Raw genomic sequence first — 16025 nt, 5'->3', positions numbered from 1 at the left:
TTAAGGATGTTTAGCAGATCGCTATGAATACAGTCATGATACAACAGCAAACGCCAATCTGTACCGAATTCGGTAGAGTTTGTGTATGCGCAGTATCAAACGTATGGCGTTGGTGGCTCGAGACTTAAGCGAGCTAAGCATTGAGTGTGTCTACACAACTCTAAAGCTCGCATTAATATGCGGGCTTTTTTTATGCCTTTTTTACACAATCCGGCGCGTCGCAAACTAACTCGAACAAATTGTCTCGCAAAATTGAGTTAAGTGCGCAAACTTTGACCCGCTTTTACGCAATCACTTTTGGGTGGAGCAACAGAATATGAGAGTATGTGATGCAAAGAAATTCAAGCTTACAAGGAGGTCTTGTGAATAAGACCATTAATCTGACTGCGCAGGGCCAATTAGAGCTTCTGCAACGCGATGTCTTCTATACACAAGATCCAACGGAGCTATTCCATCATCTGTGTAAAGACAAAGCGGATACCCTACTACTCGAATCCGCAGAGATTGACTCCAAAGAAGATCTAAAGAGCTTACTCCTTGTTGATGCCGCGATGCGCATCGAGTGTCGCGGCCACCAAGTGGTATTAACCGCGAACTCGGATAATGGGCGTGCATTGCTTGCTCGTATCGCATCGAACCTAAACTCTGAGTTCGTATCTGAACAGAGCGATAGCGCACTCACCGTCAACTTCACCGCTCCTAATATCAACCTTGATGAAGACAGCCGACTTCGTCAGCCATCATCGTTTGATATGCTGCGCTTAGTGAAAAAGAGCTTCAATTGCGACGAGCATGACCCTATGTCGCTGTTCATCGGCGGCTTGTTTGCTTATGACTTAGTTGCCAACTTTGAACCTTTAGGCGATGCCGCTGAAAACAGCCGTTGCCCTGACTATGTATTCTACGTAGCAGAAACCCTCATTGTTATTGACCATCAGCAACAGCAAGCGCACCTTTACGGCAGCTTATTTGATGCAAATGCAGACACTCGCGCAACATTAGAGGGCCGTCTTCAAACCATCGAAGCGGAAATGAAGGTGGTTGAGCCAACGCCTGATTCGGTGAAGCTAGAAAGCTGTGATGTATCGGTGAATATCAGTGATGAAGAATTTTGCCAAACCGTCCGTGACCTAAAGGAATTTGTAGTTAAAGGTGACGTGTTCCAAGTGGTGCCTTCGAGACACTTTTCTCTAGAGTGCCCTTCTCCACTTGCCGCTTATAAGCATCTAAAGAAGAGTAATCCAAGCCCTTACATGTTCTACATGCAAGATGAGCTGTTTACTCTGTTTGGTGCCTCTCCTGAGAGTGCGCTTAAATACGAAACACAAAGCAATCAAATAGAGATCTACCCTATTGCGGGCACAAGACGTCGTGGCAAGAATCCAGACGGTAGCATCAACCATGACCTTGATAGCCGTATCGAGCTAGAGCTTCGTTCTGATCGCAAAGAAAATGCAGAGCACATGATGCTCGTGGATCTGGCTCGTAACGATGTGGCTCGTATTGCCGCTGCTGGAACTCGCCACGTAGCGGACCTACTTAAGGTTGACCGCTACAGCCATGTTATGCACCTTGTTTCGCGTGTTGTCGGACAATTGAGAAATGACTTAGATGCTTTGCACGCCTATCAAGCCTGCATGAACATGGGAACGCTAACGGGCGCTCCAAAGATTCGTGCAATGCAGTTAATCCGCGATGTAGAGCAACAGCGCAGAGGCACCTACGGTGGCGCTGTGGGTTATATGACGGGTCGTGGTGATTTAGACACCTGTATCGTTATTCGCTCTGCCTATGTTGAAAACGGCATCGCAAAAGTTCAAGCCGGAGCTGGTGTCGTATTTGACTCAGATCCTCAAGCAGAAGCCGACGAGACTCGCGGTAAAGCGCAAGCTGTAATCAGTGCAATTCAAGCCGCACATACTGAGGTGAAGCATGGCTAATATTCTTTTTATCGATAACTTCGATTCATTCACCTACAACCTAGTAGATCAATTCCGTACCCTTGGCCACGATGTGACCGTGTACCGAAACAACATAGACGTGGAAATGCTAGGTAATGCGTTAGGTGAACTTGATAACCCGGTCATTGTCTTATCACCAGGACCTGGCGCGCCAAGCGAAGCAGGAAACATGCCTGCAATTATTGATCGCTTCAAAGGCAAGGTACCAATGATCGGCATCTGCCTTGGCCACCAAGCTATTGTTGAAGCCTACGGCGGAACGGTCGCTGGTGCGGGTGAAATCATTCACGGTAAAGTGTCCATGATGCAACACGATAATCATGCGACTTACCAAGGTTTACCGTCACCGTTTGCAATTGCGCGCTACCACTCTTTAGTGGCCACAAAAGTGACCGATGATTTAACCATCACCGCACAAGTAGACGACTTAGTCATGTCGGTCGTTCATGAGCAAGACAAAGTATGTGGATTTCAGTTCCATCCAGAGTCTATTATGACCACCTATGGAGCCACCCTTTTAGCCAACTCTATTGAGTGGGCACTAGGGTCTATTGAACTTTCAAAAGAACAATAACAAGGAAGAACGATGCAACAAATTCTTGAACAACTTTATCGCCAAGAAGCCTTAAGCCAAGAGCAGAGTCAAACACTGTTTGACCAAATTATTAAAGGCGAAGTAGAGCCGATTGTACTGAGTTCAGTCCTTACTGCTCTAAAAATTAAAGGCGAGACACCAGAAGAAATTGCTGGCGCTGCTAAAGCACTACTGGCGAATGCACAGCCTTTCCCGCGTCCAGATTACGACTTTGCCGACATCGTAGGCACAGGTGGTGACGGTTCTAATACCTTCAACATCTCTACCACTGCAGCCTTTGTTGCCGCAGCCGTTGGTCTTAAAGTAGCAAAACACGGCAACCGAGGTGTATCGAGCAAGTCTGGCTCTTCTGATTTGTTGGACTCTTTTGGTATCAACCTAGCCATGAGCGCACAAGACACTCGTAAAGCCGTTGACGATATTGGTGTTGCCTTTTTGTTTGCACCTCAGTATCACCAGGGCGTGCGTCATGCGATGCCTGTACGTCAGGCACTGAAAACACGCACGATCTTCAATATTCTTGGTCCACTGATTAACCCTGCTCGTCCAAACATCGAACTGATGGGCGTTTACGATGAAAGCTTAGTCGCACCTATTGCTGAAACTATGCAGCAGATGGATATGAAGCGCGCAGCGGTTGTTCACGGTAGCGGCCTTGATGAAGTCGCCATTCACGGCACAACGACTGTCGCTGAGATCAGAGACGGCAAGATAGAGCATTACACGCTAACGGCAGAAGACTTTGGTCTAAACTCGCATCCGTTAGAGGCGCTAAAAGGCGGCACACCTGAAGAGAACCGCACTATTGTGACTGACCTTCTCTCAGGCAAAGGCACTGAAGCACAAGAATCAGCGGTAGCAGCAAACGTTGCTCTGCTAATGAAACTGTTTGGTCACGAAGACCTTAAAGCCAACGCACAGCAGGCAATTGCCGCGATGCGCAGCGGCAAGGCATACCAACTTGTAGAACAACTGGCAGCTAGAGGTTAATCATGTCGGAACATATCTCTCAACAAAACAAAGACATGGCGCAAGTGCTGGCTAAGATCGTTGCTGACAAGGCGATTTGGGTTGAAGAGCGCGAGAAAGCGCAACCACTAGACACCTTTAAGGCATCACTGACTCAATCGGATCGCAGCTTTTACGATGCGCTTTCTGGCGATAACACTGCGTTTATCCTTGAGTGTAAGAAAGCCTCGCCATCGAAAGGCTTGATTCGTGATGACTTCGATCTGGATTACATCGCCTCGGTCTACAACAATCATGCGAGCGCTATTTCCGTTCTCACTGACGAAAAGTACTTTCAAGGCAACTTTGATTTCTTACCTCAAGTAAAGAAGCAGACCAAGCAGCCTATTCTATGTAAAGACTTCATGATTGCGCCGTATCAAGTCTATCTGGCTCGTCATTATCAAGCTGATGCGATCTTGTTGATGTTATCTGTGCTTAACGATGATGAATATCGCGGATTGGCACAGATTGCGCACTCATTAGGTATGGGTATCCTTACTGAAGTGAGTAATGGAGAAGAGTTGCAACGTGCTATCGAACTGAAAGCAAAAGTGGTTGGCATCAACAACCGCAATCTACGCGATCTGACTATCGATTTAAATCGCACCAAAGAATTAGCGCCGAAATTACCAGAAGGCACCACAGTAATTTCTGAGTCTGGCATCTACAACCATCAGCAAGTCCGCGACCTCGCTAAGTTCGCCAATGGCTTCTTGATTGGTAGTTCACTGATGTCAGAAGACAACATTGAACTGGCTGTGCGAAAAGTATTGCTGGGTGAAAACAAGGTTTGCGGTTTAACTCACGCTGACGACGCTGCAAAGGCTTATAATGCAGGAGCTGTCTATGGCGGGCTTATCTTTGCTGACAAGTCAAAACGCAAGGTAGATAAAGAAAGTGCTCGCCTTACTATGAGCGGCGCCCCTCTTCGCTATGTGGGTGTTTTCCAAAACCAAAGCGCTGATACCATCTGCGAGATAGCAAAATCCTTAGAGTTAAATGCTATCCAATTGCACGGTGATGAAGATGAAGCCTTTGTCGCAGACTTGCGTGAGCAACTTGATGACAGCACAGAGATCTGGAAAGCCTATGGCGTAATGGACGAAGTACCCTCTTTTGTAGGGAACGTTGATCGCCACCTTCTCGATTCAAAAGTAGGTACTCAAAGCGGCGGTACTGGTAAGGCATTTGATTGGTCGAAAATAGACAACCCTAATGTGATGCTAGCGGGCGGCTTAAATGCAGACAACATTGCACAGGCATCACAGCTGGGCTGTTTGGGTCTTGATCTAAACTCCGGCGTAGAAGTTGAACCAGGTAAGAAATCTCGTGAAAAGCTAGAACAAGCTTTTGCCGCGATCAGAAATTATTGATTACAACGTCTATCTCTGAGCATTTGCTGAGATAGCGATACCGAATTAAAGGAAATTATGATGGCAAAACTAGATGCCTATTTTGGAGAGTTCGGTGGACAATACGTTCCACAGATCCTCGTACCGGCGCTTGACCAACTTGAGCAAGCTTTCATTGATGCACAAGAAGACCCTGAGTTTCACGCAGAATTCATGCAGCTGCTGCAAGAATATGCAGGTCGTCCAACTGCGCTAACGCTGACTCGTAACCTGACAACTGGCACGAAAACCAAGCTATACCTAAAGCGTGAAGACTTGCTTCACGGTGGCGCACATAAAACCAACCAAGTACTTGGACAAGCGCTTCTTGCTAAGCGTATGGGTAAGACTGAAATCATTGCAGAAACTGGCGCAGGTCAACACGGCGTTGCATCAGCACTGGCTTGTGCACTACTTGGTCTTAAGTGTCGCGTTTACATGGGTGCTAAAGACGTAGAACGTCAAAGCCCTAACGTTTTCCGCATGCGTCTAATGGGTGCAGAAGTTATCCCTGTACACTCTGGCTCAGCAACATTGAAAGATGCGTGTAACGAAGCACTACGTGACTGGTCTGCAAGCTACGAAGATGCGCACTACCTACTCGGTACTGCGGCAGGTCCTCACCCATTCCCAACAATCGTGCGCGAGTTCCAGCACATGATTGGTGAAGAAACTAAGCATCAGATCATGGCTCGCGAAGGCCGTCTACCTGATGCTGTTATAGCCTGTGTTGGCGGCGGTTCAAACGCGATTGGTATGTTCTCTGACTTCATCGAAGAGTCTGATGTTCGTCTTATTGGTGTAGAGCCTGCAGGTAAAGGCCTGGATACAGACATGCACGGCGCGCCGCTTAAGCACGGTAAGCTAGGTATCTTCTTTGGTATGAAAGCACCACTGATGCAAGATACTCACGGTCAGATTGAAGAATCTTACTCAGTATCTGCTGGCCTAGATTTCCCATCTGTGGGCCCGCAGCACGCACACCTAAATGCGACAGGTCGCGCAGAATATGGCGCAGTTACCGATGACGAGGCATTAGACGCGTTCCAAATCTTGGCTCGTAAAGAAGGTATCATCCCTGCTCTTGAGTCAGCGCACGCACTTGCTTACGCATTAAAACTGGCATTTGATGAGCCAGAAAAAGAACAACTGTTAGTGGTTAACCTATCAGGTCGTGGTGATAAAGATATCTTCACAGTACATGATATTTTGAAAGAAAAGGGAGAGATGTAATGGACCGTTACGCTGCGCTATTTGAGCGTTTAGATGCAAAAAAACAGGGTGCATTTGTTCCTTTCGTTACCATTGGCGATCCTAACCCAGAATTGTCTTTGCAAATCATGCAGACGCTAGCCACTGCTGGTGCTGACGCGCTTGAATTAGGCATTCCATTCTCAGATCCATTAGCCGATGGCCCGACAATCCAAGGCGCAAATATTCGTGCTTTAGATTCAAAGACGACGCCGACTATTTGCTTCGAGTTAATCACTCAAATCCGTGAGCAACATCCAGATCTTCCTATCGGTCTTCTGGTGTACGCAAACCTAGTGTTTGCAAACGGTATCGACTACTTCTACCAAGCCTGTGCGAAAGCGGGCGTTGATTCTGTACTGATTGCCGATGTACCAACAGGTGAAAGTGAAGAGTTCAATATTGCGGCTAAGAAAGCGGGCGTACATGCCATCTTTATTGCGCCTCCAACAGCAACGGATGAGACACTGAAGCAAGTATCAGAGCTAGGTGGTGGTTACACTTACCTGCTTTCTCGTGCAGGTGTTACTGGCGCAGAAACGAAAGCAAATATGCCGGTTGATCACATGCTGGAGCGCTTAGCTAAGTTTGATGCTCCACCTGCACTACTAGGCTTTGGTATCTCTCAACCTGAGCAAGTGAAAACGGCCATTGAAGCAGGCGCCGCTGGTGCGATCTCCGGATCCGCTGTAGTGAAAATCATTGAGAACAATGTTGATAATGCTGAGAAGATGCTTAGCGAACTAGCGACTTTCGTAACCAATATGAAGGCAGCTACACAAAAGTAACTCTGTTTTAGTCAATCTCTAGAGCCACATTTTGCAGAAGCAGAATGTGGCTTTTTTGTCATTGTCCTATCCCATCATATGCAACATACTCATTACAACTGCACTCATAGATGAGGGTAATGTATGTATAGATCTCGCACTACGCAAACGATTGCCTCGTCCATTTATCATACAAAAACATGATAAATTACTAATTCAGTATCCTAAGTTTATCAATGCCCCTAAAAATAGAGTGATCAAGATCACACTTATATCCACTTCCCCTGCACGCAACCTCGAATAAAAGTACAAAGAAGCAGCCCTAAATATAGGGCATAGGGCCCTATATAAGTTCTTATATTCGGCAATACCTCGAATTGTCAGCACAAAAGGTAAAGGAAGTGTTAAAAGATAAAAGTTTACTCGGCAACATTGGTGTGCAAGTTGTTATTGCGATGATTGTCGGCACCCTAGTAGGTGCAATGATGGGTGAGAGCGCCACTGTATTTGCTCCCCTAGGTACTATCTTCATCAATCTGATCAAGATGTTGGTTATTCCTCTAGTTGCTGTTGCACTAATCTCTGGTGCTGCTGGCCTAGGTAACAGCTCTAATGCTGGCAAGGTTGGCCTAACAACACTTGGTTTCTTCGGTTTAACGTCTGCACTAGCGGTAGCACTTGCTTTGGTCATGGGTAACCTATTCCAGCCGGGTACTGGCATCGATGTGGCTTCTGTAGAAAGCATGTTCTCTGCAGAATACGCAGCCCAAGGCGCTCTTCCAGGCTTCTGGGACACAGTTACTGGCATGATCCCGACCAACTTCTTCCAGTCTTTGAACGAAGCAAACATACTGCAAATTCTAGTTTTCTGTCTTTTCTTTGGTATTGCTGTTTCTAGCCTAGAAAAAGAGCGTCGCGACCCTCTTATCAATGGTGTAAATGCTATCGTTGATGCGATGGTGTGGATGATCAACAAGGTTATGCTGATCGCTCCTCTAGGCGTATTCGGTCTAATGGCTGATGCGGTTGGTTCGTTCGGTTTTGGCGCACTGATGGTAGTGTTCAAGCTATTCGTGGTTTACGTTGCTGCTATCTTGATCTTCGGTTTCGTTGTTTATCCTATTTTGGTTCACGTATTCACTAAGACTTCTGCGAAGAAGTTCCTAGTCGCTATGAAGAAACCACAAGCGGTTGCTCTTTCAACAGCGTCTTCTATGGCAACACTTCCTGTCACCATGAACACTGTTGAGAACGAGCTTGGTGTTAAGAACTCTACGGCTTCTTTCGTATTACCTCTTGGCGCAACCATCAACATGTCAGGCAACGCAATCTACTACGGCTTGGTAGCTATTTTCTTCGCGCAAATGTTCGGTATCGATCTAAGCCTAGGTGCATACATCGCTATCATCGCCACATCTACATTGGGTGCGGTTGGTCAAGCAGGTGTACCTGGACCATCGTTCCTTGTAGTGGCAGTATTACTAGCTGCGGGTATTCCAATTGAAGGCCTACCATTACTGTTCGCTCTAGACCGTATCTTTGACATGATTCGTACTGCGCTAAACATCACTGGTGATGCGGCGTGTGCGATTATCGTGGACACTTTAGTTGAAGAAGAAGCGCAGATTGAGCTTCAGAAACAGCAGGCTTAACAAGGCAACATATAACTAATATCAAGCTGGGCCATAACGCCCAGCTTTTTTATTTCTCCCTGACTTCCCAATCGTAAGATAGTGCCGCTTCCAAACTAAACCCTAGTTCTTGACTTGTTCACCCTCCTTCCCTATCAAACAATGCTGATTATTAATCATTTGTATAAACTGTTTCGTGAATGATGGTAATTAAATATGATAACCAAGGTGTTATCTTATTGATCTAGTGACTAATATCTAACTTATTCATAAGTAGTACAGCTTAATTTGAGGATAATCACCATGCAGAAAATCATACTAATCACTGGCGCTACCGACGGTATTGGCCTTGAGACTGCCAAAACACTGGCAAAGCAAGGTCATCACCTACTGATACATGGCCGTAATCCTCAGAAGCTGCAAAAAGTACAAGATGAGCTGTCTAGTCTTCCAGGTGCTGGCAAAATAGAGACCTACGAGTCAGACCTTTCTCGTTTAGCTGATGTTAAAACGCTGGCCGACAAAATAACTCAAGATCATTCACACCTTGATGCGTTGATTAATAATGCGGGAGTGTATAGCGTTCCAAATGCAGTAACGGTCGATCACTTAGATGTACGCTTTGCGGTTAATACTCTTGCACCTTACTTGCTCACTCAACAGCTACTCCCTCTAATGAATGGGGAGAGTCGCGTGGTAAACCTATCTTCCGCTGCCCAGTCATCAGTGGATATCGACGCCCTATTGGGTGGAAAAGCACTTTCTGATGGTGAAGCCTACGCGCAGAGTAAGCTCGCGATTACCATGTGGACACGAACGTTAGCTCAATCCCTAAGCGCTAACGGCCCTGCAATCATAGCGGTAAACCCAGCTTCGTTTCTGGGCAGTAAAATGGTTAAGGAAGCGTATGGAGTTGCTGGAGGCGATCTATCGATTGGTGCGGGTATCCTAATTCGTGCCGCCTTATCTGATGAGTTTGCCGATGCATCAGGGCAGTATTTTGATAATGATATTGGCCGTTTTAGCAACCCCCATGCGGATGCTATGAACGCAGCTAAATGTGATAGTGTTGTGTCAACTTTAGACGAGATGTTGGCACGTTTTAAGTAGCTAAAAACAACAAAGGCCACTGCAATAGTGGCCTTTCTATAATATTTAAAACTAGCCTTTCGCGGCGACTAGGCGCTGATATAGCGAGTCTTTCAGCACTGCTCTGTCGTGCTTCATTTTGTGCATTTCTTCATCGGTGATTGGATCACCGTTCAGTTCTAGTACACGAATTTCTTTATCTAATGCAGTATAGGTCTTGTTGTCTTGGGCAAAGGTTTCATTGCTTTCAACCAGTTGCTTGATAACGTCTTGTAATTCTGGAAAGTCATTCTCGAGAGAGTGTTTCTCACCTAACATAATCACCCCTTTTGTAAGGTATAGAGTAAAATTGCAGTTGGATTCACAATAAATGTAGCATGCTATTTTAAGGTACTCGCTGTTTCCCAAAAAATTACTCTAAATTTTCGCTAAAACATGATCTATCTGATTAAGCGTAGCTTTGGCATCTTGATAGTTTATCGGTAGCTCGGTAATAGACTCCCCTTTGACAACAAACAACGAGGGAAAGCTATTGCCGCCTATTGAGCGGGCAAACCTGAGTTCCTGTATCAATGCTTGCGCTATCTCGGATGAACCTAAATCTCTTTCAAACTGTTCGACATTGAGTTCAATTTCGCGAGCGAGCTCTATCAATGTTGATACGTCACTCGGATTTCTAGCTTGAAGATAATAGGCGTGTTGAATGGCAGTTAGCATCTGCTTCTCAGCACCTTGCCGTCTTGCTGAAAGCATGGCCCTACAAGCGGGATACGTAGAACGGCGTGGCGTGGTCGATGTCCAAAAATCATGGTTAAATTGAGTCCCTAGTAGGGACTCAATTTTGTTCCAGTAGGAGGCAATCTGATTACGCATCTCCATTGGCATAGGGGTATCTGAATCAGGGGCTAGCCCACCGACCAGATACACTATCTCAAGTTTGTCTTTTAGTGCTGACTCTAGTTGTAGCCAGGTTGGCTTGTAGCCCCAACACCATGCACACATAGGGTCATAAACGTGATAAAGACGCGCGGTTTCCTTACTCATTGTCACTCCTAACACACTGATTTATCATGCCAGTTAATCATCATGACACGATTGGCGCAAGGGGCTAATCAAGAGTTAAAACGATCTTCCCTAAATGATTTTTCTTCATAAATGCTAGCTGTGCTTGCTCAATTTGCTGCAAAGGGAAGGTCATAGCCACTAGAGGTTTGATCTGGCCACTTTCAATGCGCTTCACTAAGTTTGGAAAGACTTCCGGCTCGATAACTGTGCAACCAAAGAAGCTTAGGTCCTTTAGATACAAGGTGCGAAGATCCAATGTCACTTCTGCACCAGCAATAGCACCTGAAACCGCATAGCGGGCTTTTGGCTTCATCACATCAAGCAATGTTGGCCAGCTCTTACCACCAACGAGATCGATAACGACATCAACGCTGTTGATCCCTATGCTTGAAACTAGGTCTTCGTCTCTAAAAACCACTTCATCAGTGCCAATGCTTTTCAAAAGTTCTTCTTTAGAGCGACTGGTTACGCCAATGGCCTTAGCGCCGCGTGCCTTTGCCAGCTGAATCGCGGCAGAGCCAACGCCACCTGTTGCTCCTGTCACCAAAACTGTGTCAGATGGACCTACGTTGGCGCGAGTTAACATGTTCTCGGCTGTTGAATAGGAGCAAGGAAATGAGGCTAATTCTACATCCGAAAGGGCTGTATTTACAGTATGGGCATAACGCGCTGCTACTTTCGTATATTCAGCAAATCCGCCGTCACACTCAGAACCAAAGTACCAAGGACTTTCTAGCGCTTCGCCATTAGCTTCATTGAGGCAGGGCTCAATGATGACTCGTTCGCCAATTCTCGATTGTTCAACTCCCTGACCAACAGCAACGATAACGCCACAAACGTCCGCACCTTGAATTCTTGGAAAGCGAATAGCGTCACCTGACCAAGAGGCATCATCACCGTTGACGTCGCTCTTTGAGTACCAACCAATTCTGGTGTTGATGTCAGTGTTATTCACCCCTGCCGCAGACACTTTGATTAACACCTCTCCCTTGGCAGGAGTCGGCACTTCAATATCCGTTCTATACTGCAGTTGATCGAAATCACCGTGACCGACCATTTGTACGCCATACATAGTTTGTGTGTTCATCTTAACAGTTTCCTAATCATATCCTTCGCAGATACTACGGCTTGTTCACCCATAGTTGGCCATGCTAGAGATACGCCTTCATGGATTAAAAACAACGCCATTGCCAAATCTGGCCTTGCGCTTCTTTGTGCGAATAATTGCACTAATTGTTCTTTATGCTGCTGTACCGCAGCATGTACCTCATCATTGTTGGGATAGGCAGAAAATGCGTTCATTGATAAGCAGCCGTTGGGTGCGTCTGTGCTCATCCAGCGCGCTAGAGTATCGAATATCGCTAGCACTCCATCGACTCCATCTGGGATTGATTCATTATCTAACACGCCAAGGTATCGCTGATGGCGATGTTCTAGTGCACCAATCACCATTGACTCTTTCGATGGATAGTAACGATATAGAGTTCTTAAACTCACACCAGAGGCGACTTTGAGTTCAGCGACGCTCATTTGAGCAAAGCCATGCTGACTGAACGCGATCTCTAAGCGACCTGCAATTTCATCTTTTACCATAAATCCCCAAGGTAGAACGTTTACTCTACCTGCATGGTAGAGTAAACGTTCTACCTTGGTCAACCATTTTCGACTAATTAGGCATCATCTGAAATAAAACTGTCATGACTGAAGGCATCTTAACGAGGTAAATCGGGGGATAAGCACGGTCAACGCTATATTTCATAACGTCAATTAGGTAGACTGATCCAAACGCTATTTTCAATAAGAACAATGAAGCAACTACTCGATTTTATTCCCCTAATAATATTTTTTGTGTTGTACAAGATGTACGACATCTATACCGCGACAGGGGCATTGATCGTTGCTACCGCACTTCAGCTCATTGTTACGTACGTAATGTACAAAAAAGTTGAAAAGATGCAGCTCATCACTTTTATTATGGTCAGCACTTTAGGTGGCATGACCATATTTCTGCATGATGACAACTTCATAAAGTGGAAGGTAACCCTAGTTTATGCTGTATTTGCAATAGGGCTCACCGTCACTCAATTAATCGGAAAGCCGGTTATCAAGGGAATGCTTGGCAAAGAGATCACTTTGCCAGACAGTGTATGGAATAAGATTAATTGGGCTTGGACACTGTTTTTTACAGGGTGCGCCGTCCTTAATGTCTACATCGCTTTCAATCTGCCTCTTGATACCTGGGTTAACTTCAAGGTCTTTGGCTTGCTAGCCGCAACTCTGATCTTCACCTTGCTGACCGGTATTTATATTTACAAACATATGCAAAAAGAGAGTGAATAACGCAATGACTTCCCCATCATCTCAATCCGAAAAAGTCACCCCTAGAGGCGAGATGCTACTTAGAACCCTCGCTATGCCCGCGGATACCAACGCGAATGGTGATATCTTTGGTGGTTGGATTATGTCTCAACTCGATTTGGCGGGTGGTATTCTTGCCAAAGAGATCTCAAAAGGACGTATTGCTACAGTCTCTGTATCAAGTATTACCTTTAAACGCCCTGTTTCTGTGGGAGACATAGTATGCTGTCATGGAGAGTGCAGCCGCATTGGTAACTCATCAATGTCTATCGAATTACAGGTATGGAACAAAAAAGTTATGGGCGAGCGCACAGGTGAGCGAGATCTTGTTTGCGAAGCTACCTTCCATTATGTTGCAATCGATGAAAATGGACGCCCTCGCGCAATTGAAAAGTAAAAGGACTGACTATGTGGTATGTTATTTTTTCTCAAGATGTCGAAGATTCATTGCAAAAACGTCTTAGCGTGCGGGAGCAGCACCTAGAGCGTCTGCAGAGTCTACAAGATCAAGGACGTTTGCTTACCGCAGGTCCAATGCCAGCAATTGATAGCGATAACCCAGGTGAAGCAGGATTTACTGGCTCTACCGTCATCGCACAATTCGAATCTTTGCAAGATGCCAAGGAATGGGCTGATGCTGATCCCTACATCGAAGCTGGCGTTTATCAGAACGTTATCGTCAAACCCTTTAAAAAAGTATTCTAATTATGCATTCATCACTTAAAACTCTGTTTATCGCGGCACTGGCTACTCTTATTCTTGCAGGTTGTTCATCAAATGGTGACAAGCAGAGAGAACTAGAACTTAAGGCGGATCGCCGTGCTGGGATCTTGTCTTCAAGCCTTCCAATTGAATACGGCCCTTTGACCATCACTAGAGCGTCAGCAAAGGGAAGTGTTGTCATCATTGAAATGCTGTACAACCAATCGGGCAGCAAATCTGCCGATCAGTTGGTTGCGAGTGCGAAAAACTATTACTGCAGCTCAGAAGATGTGAGAGCAACCATGGAAGAAGGTATCAGTTACCTAATCAAGGTTCGTAATAACAGGGGTCAGTTAGTTGTTGAAGAAATGATTAGCACTCAGACTTGTTCGGCGAGTGAAGAGAAAGCAGCTGAATAGTTGGGCATACAGATAGAAAAGGCCAAAGTAGAAATGACTACTTTGGCCTTTTTTTTGATCCCAGCTTCAGGTTAACGGCTAAACAGCTGCACCTTTAAGCTGGCCTCTGAGTCAACATCGGCAAATTCTGGCGGATTGTCCAAACGTTGTAAGTAATTGAGCGCTGGGGCATGTTCTGCCATACCGTCAATGACAAAGTTCGAGGTGACCGCTGGTGAGTTAGCGCAAGCAAGCACCTGACCATTCTCTGTTAGTAAATCAGGCAGGCGTCGCAAGATCTTCTGATAATCCTTGGTTAGAGCAAAGCTACCCTTTTGGAATGACGGCGGATCCGAAATGATTAAATCGTATGGACCCATGCGTTTGATCTTTCCCCAAGACTTAAAGATATCATGGGCGAGAAACTTAACCCGGCTTACCTCTTGCTTATTCAAGTGATGGTTGTCGCGCCCTCGACTAAGAGATGAGCGCGCCATGTCCACATTCACCACCTGACTTGCTCCACCAGCAATCGCCGCAACCGAAAAACCACAGGTATAAGAGAATAGGTTAAGGACGTTCTTGCCCTCAGAATTTGCTCTCACCCAATCTCGCCCTAGGCGCATATCTAAGAACAAACCAGAGTTTTGATTGGAAGATATGTTCATCCAGTATTTAAGACCAGACTCGACCACCTCAACCTTGTCCGGTTGCTCTCCTAGAAGAAACTGTGTCGGCGCGCCATGTTCATAACGATGCTGAATTGAGATCGAGCGTATTGAAGCGTGATCAGGTTCGGACGCAAGTGCCTCTAATCCTTGGGTTAATTCAGCAATAAATTCGTCCGTCACTGGTCTAAATAGCTGTACAACTAGGTGCTGACCAATCCAATCACAAGTGATCTGCTCCAGCCCCTCATAGGTGCGACCTCGTCCGTGAAACAAGCGTCTTACCTCGGTTGGCGCGAGCGCTAACCCTTCCTTCAATTTGGAAAAGAATACTGGAAGCGCTTGTGGGTTCATTGGTTGGGGTATTTCAGTCATTTTATTTTCGGCCAATTCAGTAGTTGTGGTTGTTGCCAGTCTGTAATCTGTTGCTTGATGGCGTCTCGTTGCCATAGCTCGCCAAGGCTGGCGTCATTGCTAGGATCAAGTTGATAGCGATAGGCTTGCCCCTTAAGTTCAAAAGCGAGGGCAAACGCATGCAGGTAGCCCCTATCGCTTTGGCTAGACGGCGTATAAATTGGGTCACCCACTATAGGGCTACCAATGGACTTTAATGCCACACGTATTTGGTGCGTCTTTCCTGTACGAGGTTTACAGATAAATACGCGATAGCCGTCGGCAGATGCGGAAAAAAACTGGGTAATGGCTGGGTTTTCATTACTTGGTATGAGCTTCCACATAGAGCGGCGACTCTTGGCCATATCACCCTTTACCAACCCCTGCTTTTTCTTCGGCTTTTTATCTGAAATTGCTAGATAGAATTTCTCTACTTCGCGTTTGGCAAACGCCTGAGAAAGCTCACTTGCTGTTTGTTGATTCTTACCCAGTAGTAACAATCCAGAGGTCATCTTGTCTAATCTATGAATAAGGTAAAGAGGCCCACTATCGATAACGCTTTGGACTTCTTGTAGTAAAGCCGTTTCCTTGTCATCTTTATGGACGCTAACGCCCGGGTGCTTGTTGATCAGCACGAAATCGGGTTGATTATCTACTATGTCAAACATGAACGGCTCTGGATGTGTGATTGGTAACTGAGATTGAGAGCTAAGTATATAGTGAGCGCTGAGTGAATCCTACCTTT

At 45.9% G+C, this 16025-nt stretch carries 18 protein-coding genes; 12 read left to right on the top strand and 6 right to left on the bottom strand.

Going from position 1 to position 16025, the window contains the following annotated elements; all coding sequences use genetic code 11:
* Positions 1–329: 329 nt before the first annotated feature.
* From D5I41_RS13905 to D5I41_RS13870, 8 genes are all read left to right on the top strand, one after another.
* Positions 330–1940 (top strand): anthranilate synthase component 1, encoded by a 1611-nt coding sequence (locus D5I41_RS13905; protein WP_119010288.1) that lies wholly within the window; start codon positions 330–332, stop codon positions 1938–1940.
* Positions 1933–2535, top strand: coding sequence for an aminodeoxychorismate/anthranilate synthase component II (locus D5I41_RS13900; RefSeq protein WP_017242852.1), 603 nt, complete (start codon positions 1933–1935; stop codon positions 2533–2535). The genes D5I41_RS13905 and D5I41_RS13900 overlap by 8 nt, the downstream gene beginning before the upstream one ends.
* Positions 2536–2547: 12 nt before the next feature.
* Positions 2548–3546 (top strand): anthranilate phosphoribosyltransferase, encoded by a 999-nt coding sequence (gene trpD, locus D5I41_RS13895; RefSeq protein WP_119010287.1) that lies wholly within the window; start codon positions 2548–2550, stop codon positions 3544–3546.
* Between the two features lie 2 nt (positions 3547–3548).
* On the top strand, positions 3549–4940 hold the full coding sequence (gene trpCF / locus D5I41_RS13890; RefSeq protein WP_119010286.1) for a bifunctional indole-3-glycerol-phosphate synthase TrpC/phosphoribosylanthranilate isomerase TrpF: 1392 nt from the start codon (positions 3549–3551) through the stop codon (positions 4938–4940).
* 60 nt (positions 4941–5000) lie between these two features.
* On the top strand, positions 5001–6191 hold the full coding sequence (gene trpB / locus D5I41_RS13885; protein ID WP_065209764.1) for a tryptophan synthase subunit beta: 1191 nt from the start codon (positions 5001–5003) through the stop codon (positions 6189–6191).
* Positions 6191–6997: a tryptophan synthase subunit alpha gene (gene trpA / locus D5I41_RS13880; RefSeq protein WP_119010285.1), complete on the top strand. Its 807-nt coding sequence runs from the start codon at positions 6191–6193 to the stop codon at positions 6995–6997. The genes trpB and trpA overlap by 1 nt, the downstream gene beginning before the upstream one ends.
* 356 nt (positions 6998–7353) lie before the next feature.
* A complete protein-coding gene (locus D5I41_RS13875; protein ID WP_268978226.1) occupies positions 7354–8628 on the top strand; it encodes a dicarboxylate/amino acid:cation symporter in 1275 nt (424 codons plus the stop codon).
* Between the two features lie 282 nt (positions 8629–8910).
* Positions 8911–9717 (top strand): SDR family NAD(P)-dependent oxidoreductase, encoded by an 807-nt coding sequence (locus D5I41_RS13870; protein ID WP_119010283.1) that lies wholly within the window; start codon positions 8911–8913, stop codon positions 9715–9717.
* Between the two features lie 51 nt (positions 9718–9768).
* Here the strand turns inward: D5I41_RS13870 and D5I41_RS13865 are convergent, their stop codons facing one another.
* The 4 genes from D5I41_RS13865 to D5I41_RS13850 all read right to left on the bottom strand — a co-directional run bounded on the left by D5I41_RS13865 (position 9769) and on the right by D5I41_RS13850 (position 12354).
* Positions 9769–10014 (bottom strand): HP1242/YdcH family protein, encoded by a 246-nt coding sequence (locus D5I41_RS13865; RefSeq protein ID WP_102443166.1) that lies wholly within the window; start codon positions 10012–10014, stop codon positions 9769–9771.
* A 99-nt stretch (positions 10015–10113) separates the two neighbouring features.
* Positions 10114–10740, bottom strand: coding sequence for a DsbA family protein (locus D5I41_RS13860; protein WP_119010282.1), 627 nt, complete (start codon positions 10738–10740; stop codon positions 10114–10116).
* Between the two features lie 64 nt (positions 10741–10804).
* A complete protein-coding gene (locus D5I41_RS13855; protein ID WP_119010281.1) occupies positions 10805–11848 on the bottom strand; it encodes an alcohol dehydrogenase family protein in 1044 nt (347 codons plus the stop codon).
* On the bottom strand, positions 11845–12354 hold the full coding sequence (locus D5I41_RS13850) for a TetR/AcrR family transcriptional regulator (protein ID WP_119010280.1): 510 nt from the start codon (positions 12352–12354) through the stop codon (positions 11845–11847). Before D5I41_RS13850 ends, D5I41_RS13855 begins: the two co-directional genes overlap by 4 nt.
* Positions 12355–12567: 213 nt before the next feature.
* Between D5I41_RS13850 and D5I41_RS13845 the strand changes: the two genes are divergently transcribed.
* From D5I41_RS13845 to D5I41_RS13830, 4 genes are read left to right on the top strand one after another with little or no spacing between them, the layout of a single operon-like run.
* Positions 12568–13101, top strand: coding sequence for a septation protein A (locus tag D5I41_RS13845; RefSeq protein ID WP_119010279.1), 534 nt, complete (start codon positions 12568–12570; stop codon positions 13099–13101).
* A gap of 4 nt (positions 13102–13105) precedes the next feature.
* A complete protein-coding gene (gene yciA, locus D5I41_RS13840; RefSeq protein ID WP_119010278.1) occupies positions 13106–13516 on the top strand; it encodes an acyl-CoA thioester hydrolase YciA in 411 nt (136 codons plus the stop codon).
* Between the two features lie 11 nt (positions 13517–13527).
* Positions 13528–13824: a YciI family protein gene (locus tag D5I41_RS13835; protein ID WP_017030276.1), complete on the top strand. Its 297-nt coding sequence runs from the start codon at positions 13528–13530 to the stop codon at positions 13822–13824.
* 2 nt (positions 13825–13826) lie between these two features.
* Positions 13827–14240, top strand: a complete 414-nt coding sequence (locus tag D5I41_RS13830; protein WP_119010277.1) for a GspS/AspS pilotin family protein — start codon at positions 13827–13829, stop codon at positions 14238–14240.
* Positions 14241–14311: 71 nt separating this feature from the next.
* On the opposite strand, the gene D5I41_RS13825 is transcribed toward D5I41_RS13830, so the two are convergent.
* Entirely contained in the window at positions 14312–15241 is a 930-nt protein-coding gene (locus D5I41_RS13825) for a class I SAM-dependent methyltransferase (RefSeq protein WP_119011517.1), read from the bottom strand.
* Between the two features lie 17 nt (positions 15242–15258).
* Positions 15259–15948: a TIGR01621 family pseudouridine synthase gene (locus D5I41_RS13820; protein ID WP_119010276.1), complete on the bottom strand. Its 690-nt coding sequence runs from the start codon at positions 15946–15948 to the stop codon at positions 15259–15261.
* Positions 15949–16025 lie beyond the last annotated feature (77 nt).

This window comes from Vibrio superstes (assembly GCF_003569005.1).
GTDB lineage: Bacteria > Pseudomonadota > Gammaproteobacteria > Enterobacterales > Vibrionaceae > Vibrio > Vibrio superstes.
The sequence above is the reverse complement of the archived record's forward strand: the minus strand, read 5'-3'. Positions and strand labels throughout refer to the sequence as shown.

What these genes read in the sequence shown, in the direction of transcription:
- D5I41_RS13905 (WP_119010288.1), top strand. Translation starts at nt 330, where the DNA reads ATGCAAAGAAATTCAAGCTTACAAGGAGGTCTTGTGAATAAGACCATT.
- D5I41_RS13900 (WP_017242852.1), top strand. Translation starts at nt 1,933, where the DNA reads ATGGCTAATATTCTTTTTATCGATAACTTCGATTCATTCACCTACAAC.
- trpD (WP_119010287.1), top strand. Translation starts at nt 2,548, where the DNA reads ATGCAACAAATTCTTGAACAACTTTATCGCCAAGAAGCCTTAAGCCAA.
- trpCF (WP_119010286.1), top strand. Translation starts at nt 3,549, where the DNA reads ATGTCGGAACATATCTCTCAACAAAACAAAGACATGGCGCAAGTGCTG.
- trpB (WP_065209764.1), top strand. Translation starts at nt 5,001, where the DNA reads ATGGCAAAACTAGATGCCTATTTTGGAGAGTTCGGTGGACAATACGTT.
- trpA (WP_119010285.1), top strand. Translation starts at nt 6,191, where the DNA reads ATGGACCGTTACGCTGCGCTATTTGAGCGTTTAGATGCAAAAAAACAG.
- D5I41_RS13870 (WP_119010283.1), top strand. Translation starts at nt 8,911, where the DNA reads ATGCAGAAAATCATACTAATCACTGGCGCTACCGACGGTATTGGCCTT.
- D5I41_RS13865 (WP_102443166.1), bottom strand. Translation starts at nt 10,014, where the DNA reads ATGTTAGGTGAGAAACACTCTCTCGAGAATGACTTTCCAGAATTACAA.
- D5I41_RS13860 (WP_119010282.1), bottom strand. Translation starts at nt 10,740, where the DNA reads ATGAGTAAGGAAACCGCGCGTCTTTATCACGTTTATGACCCTATGTGT.
- D5I41_RS13855 (WP_119010281.1), bottom strand. Translation starts at nt 11,848, where the DNA reads ATGAACACACAAACTATGTATGGCGTACAAATGGTCGGTCACGGTGAT.
- D5I41_RS13850 (WP_119010280.1), bottom strand. Translation starts at nt 12,354, where the DNA reads ATGGTAAAAGATGAAATTGCAGGTCGCTTAGAGATCGCGTTCAGTCAG.
- D5I41_RS13845 (WP_119010279.1), top strand. Translation starts at nt 12,568, where the DNA reads ATGAAGCAACTACTCGATTTTATTCCCCTAATAATATTTTTTGTGTTG.
- yciA (WP_119010278.1), top strand. Translation starts at nt 13,106, where the DNA reads ATGACTTCCCCATCATCTCAATCCGAAAAAGTCACCCCTAGAGGCGAG.
- D5I41_RS13835 (WP_017030276.1), top strand. Translation starts at nt 13,528, where the DNA reads ATGTGGTATGTTATTTTTTCTCAAGATGTCGAAGATTCATTGCAAAAA.
- D5I41_RS13830 (WP_119010277.1), top strand. Translation starts at nt 13,827, where the DNA reads ATGCATTCATCACTTAAAACTCTGTTTATCGCGGCACTGGCTACTCTT.
- D5I41_RS13825 (WP_119011517.1), bottom strand. Translation starts at nt 15,241, where the DNA reads ATGAACCCACAAGCGCTTCCAGTATTCTTTTCCAAATTGAAGGAAGGG.
- D5I41_RS13820 (WP_119010276.1), bottom strand. Translation starts at nt 15,948, where the DNA reads ATGTTTGACATAGTAGATAATCAACCCGATTTCGTGCTGATCAACAAG.